This is a genomic window from Thermobifida cellulosilytica TB100 (assembly GCF_001517975.1).
GTDB lineage: Bacteria > Actinomycetota > Actinomycetes > Streptosporangiales > Streptosporangiaceae > Thermobifida > Thermobifida cellulosilytica.
Map to the genome: position 1 here is coordinate 489958 of NZ_KQ950180.1, position 13575 is coordinate 503532.

The 13575-nt window shown below is 71.0% G+C and carries 8 protein-coding genes; all 8 read right to left on the reverse strand.

The window, feature by feature from the left end; translation table 11 throughout:
- Nucleotides 1-71 precede the first annotated feature (71 nt).
- Complete coding sequence (gene cimA / locus AC529_RS02100; protein WP_068753221.1) at nucleotides 72-1655, reverse strand: citramalate synthase; 1584 nt, start codon at nucleotides 1653-1655, stop codon at nucleotides 72-74.
- A gap of 310 nt (nucleotides 1656-1965) precedes the next feature.
- Complete coding sequence (locus AC529_RS02105) at nucleotides 1966-3087, reverse strand: branched-chain amino acid aminotransferase (RefSeq protein WP_068753222.1); 1122 nt, start codon at nucleotides 3085-3087, stop codon at nucleotides 1966-1968.
- A 208-nt stretch (nucleotides 3088-3295) separates the two neighbouring features.
- The gene (locus AC529_RS02110; RefSeq protein WP_068753223.1) at nucleotides 3296-4360 is read right to left on the reverse strand and encodes a 3-isopropylmalate dehydrogenase; all 1065 of its coding nucleotides are present in this window, start codon (nucleotides 4358-4360) and stop codon (nucleotides 3296-3298) included.
- Between the two features lie 726 nt (nucleotides 4361-5086).
- Nucleotides 5087-6673, reverse strand: coding sequence for a phosphoglycerate dehydrogenase (serA, locus tag AC529_RS02115; protein WP_068753224.1), 1587 nt, complete (start codon nucleotides 6671-6673; stop codon nucleotides 5087-5089).
- A gap of 240 nt (nucleotides 6674-6913) precedes the next feature.
- Complete coding sequence (ilvC, locus tag AC529_RS02120) at nucleotides 6914-7909, reverse strand: ketol-acid reductoisomerase (RefSeq protein ID WP_198156264.1); 996 nt, start codon at nucleotides 7907-7909, stop codon at nucleotides 6914-6916.
- 118 nt (nucleotides 7910-8027) lie between these two features.
- Nucleotides 8028-8552, reverse strand: coding sequence for an acetolactate synthase small subunit (gene ilvN / locus AC529_RS02125; RefSeq protein WP_068753226.1), 525 nt, complete (start codon nucleotides 8550-8552; stop codon nucleotides 8028-8030).
- A gap of 14 nt (nucleotides 8553-8566) precedes the next feature.
- A complete protein-coding gene (locus AC529_RS02130; protein WP_068753227.1) occupies nucleotides 8567-10336 on the reverse strand; it encodes an acetolactate synthase large subunit in 1770 nt (589 codons plus the stop codon).
- Nucleotides 10337-10667: 331 nt separating this feature from the next.
- Nucleotides 10668-13382 carry a putative bifunctional diguanylate cyclase/phosphodiesterase gene (locus tag AC529_RS02135; protein ID WP_068753228.1) on the reverse strand — a complete coding sequence of 905 codons (2715 nt, stop codon included), beginning with the start codon at nucleotides 13380-13382 and terminating at the stop codon, nucleotides 10668-10670.
- Nucleotides 13383-13575 lie beyond the last annotated feature (193 nt).

The following is a 13575-nucleotide window of genomic DNA, read 5'->3' on the forward strand; positions in this document are numbered from 1 at the left end:
GGGCCGCTCCGCCCGTCCGGGCGGAGCGCGGCGGCCGGGGTCTCACTCCCCCGGCCGCCGCGGCGGTCCGGTCAGCCCTGGGTGTAGCCCCGGCGCAGCAGCCCGTAGGTGAGGGCCTGCTCCAGGGCGATCCACGAGGCGTCGATGACGTTCTCGCCGACGCCGACGGTGGTCCACTCGTCGCGGCCGTCGGTGGACTCGATGAGCACCCGAGTCACCGCGTCGGTGCCGGAGGTGCCCTCCAGGATGCGCACCTTGTAGTCGGTGAGCTCCATGGTGGCCAGGTCGGGGTAGACGCTCTCCAGAGCCGAGCGCAGCGCCCGGTCCAGCGCGTTGACCGGCCCGTTGCCCTCTCCGGTGGCGATCACCCGCTCGCCCTTGACGTACAGCTTCACCGTGGCCTCGCTGGCGTTGCTGCCGTCGGGGCGCCGCTCGGAGATCGCCCGCCACGACTCCACCTCGAAGTAGCGGACCGGCTGCCCGATCTCCTCGCGCAGCAGCAGCTCCAGGGAGGCGTCGGCCGCCTCGAAGCTGTACCCGGCCAGCTCCATGTCCTTGACCCGCGTCACGATCCGGCCCAGGGTCTCGCGGTCGCCGGACAGGTCCACGCCGAGTTCCTTGGCCTTGAGCTCCACCGAGGCGCGTCCGGCCATGTCGGAGACCAGCATGCGCATGTCGTTGCCGACCTGGGCCGGGTCGATGTGCTGGTACAGGTCGGGGTCGACCTTGATGGCGGAGGCGTGCAGCCCGGCCTTGTGCGCGAAGGCGGAGATGCCGACGTAGGGCTGGTGGGTGGCCGGGGCGATGTTGGCGATCTCGGCGATGGCCTGGGAGACGCGGGTCATCTCGCGCAGGCAGCCCTCGGGCAGCACGTCGCGACCGCGCTTGAGCACCAGGGCGGGGACGACGGAGAACAGGTTGGCGTTGCCGACCCGCTCGCCATAGCCGTTGGCGGTGCACTGCACGTGGGTGGCGCCCGCCTCGACGGCGGCCAGCGTGTTGGCCACCGCGCAGCCGGTGTCGTCCTGGGCGTGGATGCCCAGCCTTGCCCCGGTGGCCTGGCGGACCTCGGTGACGATCTGGAAGACGTCGGAGGGAAGCATGCCGCCGTTGGTGTCGCACAGCACGACCACGGAGGCCCCCGCCTCGGCCGCGGTGCGCACCACGTCGAGCGCGTATCCGGGATTGTGCCGGTAGCCGTCGAAGAAGTGCTCGCAGTCCACGAACACCCGCTGCCCCTGCTCCCGCAGGAAGGTGACGGTGTCGGCGATCATCGCGAGGTTCTCGTCGAGGGTGGTGCGCAGCGCCAGTTCGACGTGGCGGTCGTCGCTCTTGGCGACCAGGGTGACCACGGGGGCGCCGGAGTCGCGCAGCGCCAGCACCTGGGGGTCCTCGGCGGCCCGCGTCCCGGCCCGCCGGGTCGAGCCGAACGCGGTGAGTTGGGCATGTTTCAGTGGCAGCTCTGTTCGGGCTCGCTGGAAGAACTCCGTGTCCTTCGGGTTCGCGCCGGGCCAGCCGCCCTCGATGAATCCCACTCCGAACTCGTCGAGCAGCTTCGCGATCGCGAGCTTGTCGGAGACGGTGAGGTTGATGCCCTCGCGCTGTGCGCCGTCCCGCAGTGTGGTGTCGAATACGTGGAAACTGTCGTCCAGCATGTCGGAAACTCCCGAGTCCGGTCTGTGTGCCTGTGACCGTGCCGCCCGCACCAACAAAAAAAGACCCCTCGTGGACACGAGAGGTCAGCGCGCTGGCGTGGTCCGTTTCAGCCAGCGCGCCCGACGATAATGATCGCCTGAGGCAGCATGTCATCAAGTGTGCCACACCCGCCCCACCTGATGCGCCCCGGGTTCCCCGGTGCGGTCCGTCCGGTGCGGCGGCGGGAGCACTCCCCGGGGCGGGCGGCGGGCCCCTCCCCGGTCCCGTGGGTGTCGGACCGGGGAGGACGCTGTCGGGCGGACCGGTCCGCTAGCGGTCGAACCTGCGGACCCACCCGTGGCTGTCGGGGCGGGTGCCGTACTGGAGGCCGACGAGTTCCTCACGCAGCCGCAGGGTGACCGGGCCGGGCTTGCCGTCGGCGATCTGGAACTCGCCCTTGCTGCTCTTGACGTGCGAGACGGGGGTGATGACCGCGGCGGTGCCGCAGGCGAACACCTCGGTGAGTTCCCCGCTGGTCGCGGCCTCACGCCACTGGTCGGTGGAGATGCGCCCCTCCTCGACGGGGAGGCCGAGCTCGGGGGCCAGCTTCAGCAGCGAGTCCCGGGTGATGCCGGGCAGCAGGGTGCCGGTCAGCTCCGGGGTGAGCAGGCGGGCCTCCGGGCCGGAGCCGAAGACGAAGAAGAGGTTCATGCCGCCCATCTCCTCGACCCAGCGGTGCTCCACGGCGTCGAGCCAGACGACCTGGTCGCAGCCCTGCTCGACGGCCTGGGCCTGGGCCAGGAAGCTGGCCGCGTAGTTGCCGCCGAACTTGGCCGCGCCGGTGCCGCCGGGCGCGGCACGGGTGTAGTCCTCGCACAGCCAGACCGTGACCGGCTTGACCCCGCCCGAGAAGTACGCCCCCGACGGCGAGGCGATGAGGACGAAGAGGTAGCTGCTGGACGGGCTGTTGACGCCGAGGCCGACGTCGGTGGAGATCATGAAGGGGCGCAGGTAGAGGCTGGTGTCGGCCTGGGAGGGGACCCAGTCGCCGTCGTGGGCGAGCAGGGTCTCGATCGCGCCGACGAACAGCTCCTCGGGGAGTTCGGGCATGGCCATGCGCGCGGCGCTGCGGTTGAAGCGCGCGGCGTTGGCCTCGGGCCGGAAGCAGGCGATGGTGCCGTCGGGGTGCCGGTAGGCCTTGAGGCCCTCGAAGACCTCCTGCGCGTAGTGCAGGACCGAGGTGGCCGGGTCCAGCGACAGCGGCCCGTAGGGTTCGAGCTTCGCGTCGTGCCAGCCCTTCTCGGCGGTGTAGCGGATGGTGACCATGTGGTCGGTGAAGACTTTGCCGAACCCGGGGTTCTCCAGGATCGCCTCTCGCTCCTGCGGGGTTCTCCGCCGGGTGGAGAGTTGGATGTCGAACGCCAACCCGCTTGTGGTGGTGTCGTTGCTCATGTGCTGTCGATCCTCTCGGATACATCGGAACGGCGACACTGCCGTCCCAGGAACTAGTGTGATGGAAACGACGCACCCGGAGCCAGAAGCAGTCCCGCAGGTGTGGACACGGCGACGGGCGCGCCATGGGCGCGCCCGTCGCATCAAGGGGTACTGTGCTCAGCCGCGCCGCGCGGAAACAGCAGGGCGTGAGCGGTGGTGTGCCCGCCTAGCCCTGCTCCGCTACTCGCTGAGCGATGTCGTCGCCGATCTGGGCGGTGGAGCGGGTGGTGCCGTCCTTGGCCCGGGCCTGGAGGTCTTCGGCCACGGCCTGCTCGATCTGCGCGGCCGCGTCGGTGTAGCCCAGGTGGTCCAGCATGAGCGCCGCGGACAGGATGGTCGCGGTCGGATCGGCCTTGCCCTGGCCCGCGATGTCGGGGGCGGAGCCGTGCACCGGCTCGAACATGCTGGGGAACTCGCCCTCGGGGTTGATGTTGCCGCTGGCGGCCAGGCCGATGCCGCCGGCGACGGCGGCGCCGAGGTCGGTGATGATGTCGCCGAAGAGGTTGTCGGTGACGACCACGTCGAAGCGCCGCGGCTGGGTCACGAAGAACATGGTGGCCGCGTCGACGTGGAGGTAGTCGACCTCGACCTGGGGGTACTCGGCGCCGACCTCGCGGACCACGCGCTGCCACAGCTCACCGGCGTAGGTGAGCACGTTGTCCTTGTGGACCAGGGTGAGCTTGCGGCGCGGGCGCTCGGCGGCCTTGGCGAAGGCGTAGCGGACGACGCGCTCGACCCCGAAGCGGGTGTTGACGCTGTCCTGGGTGGCGATCTCGCCGGGGGTGCCCTTGCGGAGCACGCCGCCCATCCCGGCGTAGGGGCCCTCGGTGCCCTCGCGCACGACCAGCATGTCGATGTCCTCGGGCTCGACACCGGCCAGCGGGGTGGACACGCCCGGGTAGAGCCGGACCGGGCGCAGGTTCACGTAGTGGGAGAAGTTGAAGCGCAGCCGCAGCAGCAGGCCGCGCTCCAGGACACCGCTGGGCACCGTGGGGTCGCCGACCGCACCGAGGAAGATGGCGTCGTGCTGGCGCAGCTCCTCCTCGACCGAGTCGGGCAGGGTCTCGCCGGTGGCGTGCCACCGCTTGGCGCCCAGCTCGTACTCGGTGGTGTCGAGGGTGAGCCCGTGCCTGGGGGCGACGGCGGAGAGGACCTTGAGCCCTTCTGCGACGACCTCGGTCCCGATGCCGTCACCGGGGATCACGGCCAACTTCACGGTACGAGCGGACATAGAGAGCCTTGCCTTCGGATGTGGACGGTGTCTCGGCGGCGCGTCCGACGCCCCGGAGCACTCCGGACGGCGGGCGCACGCCCCCGTGTCTCACGTGTTGAGACAAGCGACAACAGGGGTGAGACAAGGGTACCGAAACGGGACAGCACTCGTGGTGGTCAGCACGCCTTCGGTCCGGCGACAGGGCTGCCGCGCCCCGGGCAGAGCCGCCGGTCGGACGGGGCGGCGGGGCCTCAGCGGCCCGCGGACCCCCCGTTGTCGCGGCGGTCGAGCGCGGTCTGTAGGGCCTGGCGGGCCTCGTCGGCCTCGGCGGTGGTGGTGGTCTCGTACATGGTCGGTCCTCGATTCGCGATCCGGGCCGCCCCGGCGAGGGCGCGCACACGGTGACAACACGGCGTTCCAGCCGGACGTCCGGGTCTTCGGGCGCGGTCGGGGCCGGCGGGCGGGCGCCGCCTTCCGGTGGGATCACCTGACCGGTACGGGGTGCCGCGGGCCTGGTCGAGGCGGCGGCACCGCGCTCCGCGGCTCCGCCGACCACAGTGACCGGTCTCAGGAGCACCACGGAACGCTATTGCTAGGAAGACAGAATATCGGAAGACCAACTAAAAGTCCGCACCGGGGGGGACGGAAATCCGGGACGGCCCCGCGGTGCGGCGGCCCCCGCGGGAAAAGGCGAGGGCCGCCGGGAGTCCGGCGGCCCTGCCACGGCTGCGGGGGGCGGAGGGGTCAGTCGACCAGGTCCACCCGGGTGATCTCGGCGCCGATCTCGGTGGAGATGGCGGTGAGGGTCTCGTCGGGGATGGCCGAGTCCACAGTCAGCGCGATGAGCGCCGCGCCGCCCTCCTTGTCCCGGCTGACCTGCATGCCCGCGATGTTCACCTGGGCCCGGCCGAGCAGTTGGCCGACCACGCCGACCACGCCGGGGCGGTCGTCGTAGGAGAAGAACGCCATGTGCTCGCTGGGCGAGATCTCCATGGTGTAGCCGTTGACCTCGACGATCTTCTCCAGTTGGCGCGGGCCGGTCAGGGTTCCCGACACCGAGACGCTCCGGCCGTCGGCGAGGATGGCGCGCACCGTGATGAGGTTGCGCCAGTCCGGGCTCTCCTCCTCGGTGGTGAGGCTCACCTCGACGCCGCGCTCCTTGGCCACCAGCGGCGCGTTCACGTAGGTCACGGCCTCCTCGACGATGTCGCTGAAGAGGCCCTTGAGGGCGGCCAGCTCGATGACCTTGACGTCGTGGGCGACGATCTCGCCGCGCACCTCCACCTCGACGCGGGTGATCGCGCCTCCGGCGAGCGCGGCGAGGATGCGGCCCAGCTTCTCGGTCAGCGGCAGGCCCGGCTTGATGTCCTCGGCCACGCCCGTGCCCTGGATGTTGACGGCGTCCGGCACGAACTCGCCGGCCAGTGCGAGCTTGACGGAGCGGGCCACCTGGGTGCCGGCCTTCTCCTGCGCCTCGTGCGTGCTGGCGCCCAGGTGCGGGGCGACCACGACGTTCTCCAGCTCGAACAGCGGGCTGTCGGTGCACGGCTCCTTGGCGAACACGTCGAGCCCGGCCCCGGCGACCCGGCCCTCCTTGAGGGCGTTGTAGAGGGCGGTCTCGTCCACGATCCCGCCGCGCGCGGCGTTGATGATGCGCACGGTCGGCTTGACCTTGCGCAGCGCCTCCTCGCCGATGAGGCCGATCGTGTCCTTGGTCTTGGGCAGGTGCACCGTGATGAAGTCGCTGCGCTCCAGCAGCTCGTCCAGCTCGACGAGCTCGACGCCCAACTGCGCGGCGCGGGCCGGCTGCACGAAGGGGTCGTAGGCGATCAGCTTGGTGCCGAACGCGGCCAGCCGCTGCGCGACAAGCACGCCGATGCGGCCCAGGCCGACCACGCCGACGGTCTTGTCGTACAGCTCGACACCGGTGTACTTGGAGCGCTTCCACTCGCCGCGCACCAGGGCGGCGTGGGCGGGCGCGGTGTTGCGGGCCGAGGCCAGCAGCAGGTTGATGGCCTGCTCGGCGGCGCTGATGATGTTGGAGGTGGGGGCGTTCACGACGAGCACGCCGGCCTTGGTGGCGGCCTCGACGTCGACGTTGTCCAGCCCCACGCCGGCGCGCGCCACGACCTTGAGGGAGGTTCCCGCGGCCAGCACCTCGGCGTCCACCTTGGTGGCGCTGCGGACGATCAGCGCGTCGACTCCGGCGAGCGCGGGGAGGAGCTGGGAGCGGTCGGCGCCGTCGACGGAACGGACCTCGAAGTCCTCTTCCAACAGGGCGATTCCGGCGGGCGAGAGTTCTTCCGCGACCAGGACGACTGGCTTGGACACAGCGAATTCCTTATAGGGAGTGCGTGTGGTTCGACTACGGCGGCACCGCAGTCACGGCTATGACGGCGTCGGCTCCGACCAGGCGCCAGACCAAGGAAAAGTCTAGCGCCGGGTTTCCGCTCTGTTACGGGAGCTCCAGCTTAGCCGAGCCGCCGACTCGACCCATTGGTCTGGACCAGAGTACGGCAGAGGGCCCCGGGAGCCGTCGCTCCCGGGGCCCTCTGCGCAGCGTCCGGTCCGTCAGCCCTTCAGCCAGCTCATCAGCGGGCGCAGGGTGCTGCCGACCATCTCGATCTGCTCGTTCTGCTCGGCCTCGCGCCGCTTGAGGAAGTTCGGCCGGCCGTTGTCGAACTCCTCGACCAGCTCGCGGGCGTAGGTGCCGTCCTGGATCTCGCCCAGGATCTTGCGCATCTCCTCGCGGGTGGCCTCGGTCACGACGCGCGGACCGCGGGTGTAGCCGCCGTACTCGGCGTTGTCCGACACCGACCAGTACATCTTGGAGATGCCGCCCTCGTACATGAGGTCGACGATGAGCTTCATCTCGTGCAGGCACTCGAAGTAGGCCACCTCGGGCTGGTAGCCCGCCTCGACCAGGGTGGCGAAACCGGCCTTGATCAGCTCGGACACGCCGCCGCACAGCACGGCCTGCTCACCGAACAGGTCGGTCTCGGTCTCCTCGGTGAAGGTGGTCTTCAGCGCGCCGGCGCGGGTGCCGCCGATGGCCTTGGCGTAGGACAGGGCCAGGTCCCAAGCGCTGCCGGAGGCGTCCTTCTCCACCGCGACCAGCACCGGGACGCCGCGTCCCGCCTCGAACTGGCGGCGGACCAGGTGGCCGGGGCCCTTGGGGGCGACCATGGCCACGTCCACGCCCTCCGGCGGCTGGATCAGGCCGTAGCGGATGCTGAAGCCGTGCCCGAAGAACAGCGCGTCGCCCTCGTTGAGGTGGGGGGCGATCTCGTTGGCGTACAGGTCCCGGTGGATGTGGTCGGGCACCAGGATCATGATGAGGTCGGCCTCCTGGGCCGCCTCCGCCGGGGTGACGACCCGCAGGCCGTCCTCGGTGGCCTTGGCCCGGCTCTTGGAGCCCTCGGGCAGACCGACCCGCACGTCGACACCGGAATCCCGCAGCGACAGCGCGTGCGCGTGCCCCTGGCTGCCGTAACCGATGACGGCGACGGTACGCCCCTGGATGAGGTTCAGGTCGGCGTCGTCGTCGTAGTACATCTGTGCTGCCACTTCGGCTTAACTCCTTGCTGAGTGATCTGTCGTCCGTGCGGCGCGGCGGGCGGAACCGGGCCGGACGCCGCCGCGCCGGGACGTTCGGGGTCCCGGCGGGAATCCCCGGGATACAGGGTCAGGCGCTGCGCTCCACGGCGCGCAGCGACCGGTCGGTGATGGACCTGGGACCGCGGCCGAGGGCGACCACCCCCGACTTCACCAGCTCCTTGATCCCGAACGGCTCCAGGTTGCGGATGAGGGCCTCGAGCTTCTCGGGCTGGCCGGTGGCCTCGATGACGACCACGTCCGGGTTGACGTCGACGACGTTGGCGCGGAAGAGCTGGGCCGTCTCCAGCACGTGGGAGCGGTTGCTCTGGTCGGCCTTGACCTTGACCAGGAGCAGCTCCCGGCGCACCGACGCCTCGGGGTCCATCTCGACGATCTTGATGACGTTGACCAGCTTGTTGAGCTGCTTGGTCACCTGCTCCAGGGGGTGGCGGTCGCAGTTGACCACGATCGTCATGCGGGACAGTCCCTCGTACTCGGTGGGTCCCACCGTGAGGGAGTTGATGTTGAAGCCGCGACGGGAGAACAGGGAGGCCGCGCGAGCAAGCACTCCGGGCGTGTCCTCCACCAGGACGGACAGCGTGTGCAGACTCATCTTCGGGGCCGCTCCTATTCCTCGTCGTCGTCCCAGTCGGGCGCCATGTCGCGCGCGTACTGGATGTTGTCGTTGCTGACTCCGGCCGCGACCATCGGCCAGACCATCGAGTCGTGGTTGACGGTGAAGTCGATCACCACGGGCACGTCGTCGACGGCCATGGCCTTCTCGATGGTGGCGTCCACGTCCTCCGCGCGCTCGCAGCGCAGTCCGACACAACCGTACGCCTCCGCCAGGCGCGCGAAGTCCGGAATCCGCACCTTCTTGGTCTCCGGCGGCGGTGCGGTCTGCAGGTTGGTGTTGGAGTAGCGGCCGTCGTAGAAGAGGGTCTGCCACTGCCGCACCATGCCGAGGTTGCCGTTGTTGATCACGGCGACCTTGATCGGGATGCCCTCCACCGCGCAGGTGGCCAGCTCCTGGTTGGTCATCTGGAAGCAGCCGTCGCCGTCGATCGCCCAGATCGCCCGGTCGGGGTCGCCGACCTTGGCGCCGAGGGCGGCCGGGACCGCGAAGCCCATCGTCCCGGCGCCGCCGGAGTTGACGAAGGAGCCGGGGCGCTGGTGGTCGATGAACTGGGCGGCCCACATCTGGTGCTGGCCGACGCCGGCGACGTAGGTCGCCTCGGGGCCGACGATCTGGCCGATGCGCTGGATCACGTACTGCGGGGCCAGGGAGCCGTCCCCGGGTTCGTCGTAGCCCAGCGGGTAGGTCTCGCGCATCCGGTTGAGCTGGTCCCACCAGGCGGCGTAGTCGCCCTGGCGCCCGGCGGCCTGGTCGGCGCGGACCGCCACCACCAGGTCCGCGATGACCTCGCGACAGTCGCCCACGATGGGCACGTCGGCGTGCCGGTTCTTGGAGATCTCCGCCGGGTCGATGTCGGCGTGCACGATCTTGGCGTGGGGGGCGAAGGAGTCGAGCTTGCCGGTGACCCGGTCGTCGAAGCGGGCGCCCAGCGCCACGATGAGGTCGGCGCGTTGCAGGGCGCCCACCGCGGCGACGGTGCCGTGCATGCCCGGCATGCCGAGGTTCTGGGGGTGGCTGCTGGGGAAGGTGCCCAGCGCCATCAGGGTGGTGACGACCGGGATGCCGGTCAGTTCGGCCAGCACGCGCAGTTCCTGGGAGGCACCCGCCTTGAACACGCCGCCGCCGACGTACAGGACCGGGCGCTTGGCCTCGGCGATCATCCGCGCGGCCTCGCGGACCTGCTTGCCGTGCGGTTTGGTGACCGGGCGGTAGCCGGGCAGGTCGAGCCGCTGCGGCCAGGAGAAGCGGGTCTGGGCTTGCAGCGCGTCCTTGGCGATGTCGACCAGGACGGGGCCGGGGCGGCCGGTGGAGGCGATGTGGAACGCCTCGGCGATGGTGCTGGCGATCTTGTCGGGGTCGCGGACCAGGAAGTTGTGCTTGGTGATCGGCATGGTGATGCCGCAGATGTCGGCTTCCTGGAAGGCGTCGGTGCCGATCGCCGGGCTGGCCACCTGCCCGGTGATCGCGACCAGAGGAACCGAGTCCATGTAGGCGTCGGCGAGCGGGGTCACCAGGTTGGTCGCCCCGGGGCCGCTGGTGGCCATGCACACACCTGGTCGCCCGGTGGCGTAGGCGTACCCCTCGGCGGCGTGCCCGGCCCCCTGCTCGTGCCGCATCAGGATGTGGCGCACCTTGACGGAGTCGTACAGCGGGTCGTAGGCGGGGAGGATCGCCCCGCCGGGGATTCCGAACACGACATCGACGCCGACGTGCTCCAGCGACCTGATGAGCGATTGGGCTCCGGTCATCTGCTCGGTCATCACTAGATCCTTCAGAGAGGGCGGGTAACGCGTGACTGGCAACAAAAAACCCCCCACCGCCGGGCGGTTGAGGGGAGCGCGCAGCATCGACTCGGTCAGCGGGCTGCGCGCTGACCAAGTACGAGGATCAGGAAGTTGCTCTGCACGTCATCAACAATGACCGAGTCAAGGCTCCCGCGTCAAACAGAACACCGCTTCGTCTCACGATGCGAGATATTTGGACCGCCATTTGAACTGCTTCGGGCAGTCCGCAACAGCCTGCCCGGGCGCGTCTCCATCATGCCATCCCCGGGTGCCGGATCCGCCCGCCCGCTCCCCTGTGGCCGGCGTCTCACCGCACGGTGGCGTTCGCCTCGCCGCCGACCAGGGCCTCCACCCCGGCGGCGTCCATGGGCCGTCCCACCAGGAACCCCTGCCCGTAGGCGCAGCCCATCTCCTTGAGCCGCCGTAGCTGCCAGGGGTGCTCGATGCCCTCGGCGACCACCTGCACCCCCAGGTCCTGCCCCAGCCGGATGATGGTCCGCGTCAGCAGGGTGACGGTGTCGTCGGAGTCCAGCTCCCGGACGAACGACGGGTCGATCTTGATCGCGTCCACCCGCAGCCGCCGCAGGTGGGACAGCGAGGCGTGCCCCATCCCGAAGTCGTCGACGGCCAGCCGGACGCCCAGCCCGCGCAGCCTGGTGAGGCGCTCTGCCGCGACGACCGGGTTCTCCAGCAGGATCTCCTCGTCCACCTCCACGGTGAGCGCCTCGGCGGCCAGCCCGCTCTCGGCGAGCACCTCCTCCACGCTCTGCACGAACCCCTGCGACAGGACCTGCCGGGCCGACACGTTCACCGACAGGCCGATGTCCAGCCCGGTGGTGGCCCGCCACACCGCGACCTTCTGGCACGCCTCCCGCAGGATCCACTGCCCCAGGGGGACGATCAGCCCGGAGTCCTCCGCCGGGCCGATGAACTCCTCCGGGGGCACCAGCACGCCGTCCCCGCGCCGCCACCGCACCAGCGCCTCGACCGCGGTCACCTGGGAGGTCTCCAGGCTGACCACCGGCTGGTACTCCAGGACGAACGCGCGGTCGGCGAGCGCCTGGCGCAGCTCGGTCTGCAACTCCAGCCGCTCCACCACCTGGGCGTGCATGTGCGCCGCGTAGACCTCGACGTGGCCGCCGCCCTGCTCCTTGGCCAGCGCCATGGCCATGTCGGCGTTGCGCAGCAGCTCCGCGCCGTCCACGCCGGGGTCGGCGAAGGCCACGCCCACGCTGGCCGTCACCACCACGTCGCGCTCGGCCACCTGGAACGGCTCGCCCTCGATCACCCGGATCATCCGCTCGGCGAGGTCGACGACGCTGTCCGCGCGGGGGCGCTCCTCGACCAGGGCCACGAACTCGTCGCTGCCCCACCGGGCCAGCGTGTCCCCCGTGCCCAGGACCGCGCGCAGCCGGTGGCCGACCTGGGCGAGCAGGTAGTCGCCGAAGGCGTGTCCGGCCGAGTCGTTGACCGCGGTGAAGCCGTCCAGGTCCAGGAAGACGACGGCGGTCTCCAGCGGCTGCTGGCCCTCCTCCGCGGCCTCGGCCCGCCTGCCCAGCACCTCGCGGACGCGCTCCTCCAGGTAGGCGCGATTGGGCAGCCCGGTCACCCCGTCGTGGAAGGTGAGGTGGTCGACCTGCTTCTGCAACTCCACCTGGGCGCTGATGTCGCGGGTGGTGAGCAGGTAGCGGTTGGGCTCGCTGGGGCGCTCGTACTGCGACACGGTGGACGTGGTGTGCCGCCACGTGCCGTCGGCCGCGCGCACCCGGGCCCGCACCCGCACGCTCTCCGCGCCCCGCCGGAACCCGGCGACGGCGGCGACCAGGCCCGGCAGGTCCTCGGGGTGGACCAGGGACGTCACCGGCCTGTCGAGCACCGGGTCGCCGCTGCGGTACCCGAACATCTCGACGGCCCCCGGGCTCATGTAGAAGATCCGGCCGTCCTCCTCCAGGATCACGATGATGTCGCCGCTGTGCTCGGCCAGCTCGTGCAGGTGCCGTTCCCGGGTCTGCGCGATGCGCGCCAGGACGGCGCTCTCCTCCATCATGCCGACCATCCGCACCACCAGCACGAGCACGGCCGACCCCGCGACCAGCGGCAGCACCGGAGCGATCCCGTCCGCGCGCAGCCCGGCGACGGTCATGACGAGCGCGGCGAGGCTCAGCGCCGTCACCGCGGCGATCTCCGGGGCCACCCGGTACAGGCCGCGCCCGGTGATCCGCCGCGGGCGCGCCCCCGCGTTCCTGCGGACCAGCCAGGGGAGCGTCCCCAGGAGCAGGAAGCCGAGCAGCCGCACCGGGTACTCGATGCCCCCCGCCACGGCGTCTCCGGAGAGCCGGCCGACCGCCCCGATCACGTCCGCGACGCAGATGACGACGAACGTCCCCGTCGCGAGCAGCACCGCGCGCCGGGTGCTGTGCGGCGAGGTGAGCACCAGCGGCCCCAGCAGGCACAGCACGGCGATGTCGGCGACCGGGTAGACCAGCGCGAACGCCACCACCCCGGCGCCGTCGCCCAGGTCCTGGTAGAGCGGTTGGAAGAGGAGCAGCCACACGACGCTGAACACCGCGGCCGCGCACACGTAGCTGTCGGTCACGTACCGGACGAGGGCGCGCGTCCGGTGGGGCAGCGGCGCGAACCTGAGGAAGCCCAGCGTGAACAGCGGCAGGGCCACCAGGGAGAACAGGTCCCCGAAGGTCAGCGAGAAGGCCCCGGCGTTGAGCAGGCCGGTGACCCCGTAGGTGATCGAGCCCGCGCACCAGGCCAGCGCGGCGAGGCCGAACAGGCGCAGCGCGGAGGCGCTGTCGGGGCCGTCGCCGCCGTCCTCGCCCTCGTCGGCGCGCGCCCGCGACCGGGAGGCGTGCAGCAGCACGGCCGCCGCACCCGCGGCGGCGGCGGCCGTCGGCCAGGTCCCCGCCCAGACGGTCAGGGGCACCTCGCCGACCTGGAGCAGCGTGCCCAGCGCGTAGACCAGGAAGAGCCCCAGGATCACCCCGAGCCGTACCCGCGCGCCTCCCCTCACGGCGCCCTCCTCGACAGGAGGACTCCCCGTAGCAGCGCGCACGCGCCCGTGTCGAGGTGTTCTCTGGTGGTGTCGACCGCGGCCATGGGCACCCCTCCCGTCAACGGCACTGGAGTCCTGCGGGCTCACGCCCCGGGGCGCGCACCGGCGCACCGGCGGGGACCAACTCCGGGTGGTCGGCCGGGCACGCGGA

Bases quoted from the DNA above. Each gene is read 5' to 3' on its own strand.
- cimA (WP_068753221.1), bottom strand. From the start codon at position 1,655: ATGCTGGACGACAGTTTCCACGTATTCGACACCACACTGCGGGACGGC.
- AC529_RS02105 (WP_068753222.1), bottom strand. From the start codon at position 3,087: ATGAGCAACGACACCACCACAAGCGGGTTGGCGTTCGACATCCAACTC.
- AC529_RS02110 (WP_068753223.1), bottom strand. From the start codon at position 4,360: ATGTCCGCTCGTACCGTGAAGTTGGCCGTGATCCCCGGTGACGGCATC.
- ilvN (WP_068753226.1), bottom strand. From the start codon at position 8,552: ATGAGTCTGCACACGCTGTCCGTCCTGGTGGAGGACACGCCCGGAGTG.
- AC529_RS02130 (WP_068753227.1), bottom strand. From the start codon at position 10,336: ATGACCGAGCAGATGACCGGAGCCCAATCGCTCATCAGGTCGCTGGAG.